The 591-nt window shown below is 42.8% G+C and carries 1 protein-coding gene; it reads left to right on the top strand.

Going from position 1 to position 591, the window contains the following annotated elements; all coding sequences use genetic code 11:
* Positions 1-204: 204 nt before the first annotated feature.
* Positions 205-591, top strand: a 387-nt coding sequence (locus R7040_RS28250) for a leucyl/phenylalanyl-tRNA--protein transferase (RefSeq protein WP_411978227.1), incomplete at its 3' end; no start/stop codon positions are given.

Genomic DNA, 591 nt, shown 5'->3' with positions numbered 1-591 from the left:
TTGCACAACTTCTTGTTGAGTGATGTAACGCACTGAATCTATCTTCCCGTACACCACTTCATTCACTGGTTTTGCGACATTCCTTTGGTACGCTGCATTGGCGAAAAGGGGTAAAAACAGTATGATCCAAGGACATACTTTCAAAAATTTTCTAACTCGAGTCATCACAAGTTCCTTTGGTTCGATATTGGTCAGTACTTTTCTATGGCAATCTATTTAACTGAACTCGATTCAACGTTCAACTTCCCATCCCCTTACGAAGCTCTGTCAGATCCCAATGGTCTGTTGGCTTTTGGCGGAGACTTAGATCCACATAGAATTTTGAGTGGCTACTACCAAGGTATTTTCCCTTGGTATGGTCCAGGAGAACCCATTTTATGGTGGAGTCCTTCGCCACGTGCTGTGTTTGATCCTTTAACGTTTAAGCCATCAAAAAGTCTTAAAAAGTTTCAGCGCAAGCATCAATATAAAGTCACTATAAATCAAGCGACTGAGCGCGTCATTCAACTTTGCTCGTCTACCCGGCCAGCAGATGAAACATGGCTGAATGAAGAGATGCAAGCGGCTTATATTCAGCTATCCAACCTAGGG

This window comes from Vibrio sp. 1069, assembly GCF_033340555.1.
Note: the sequence above shows the minus strand (reverse complement) of the source record. Positions and strands in the feature narration are given on the sequence as shown.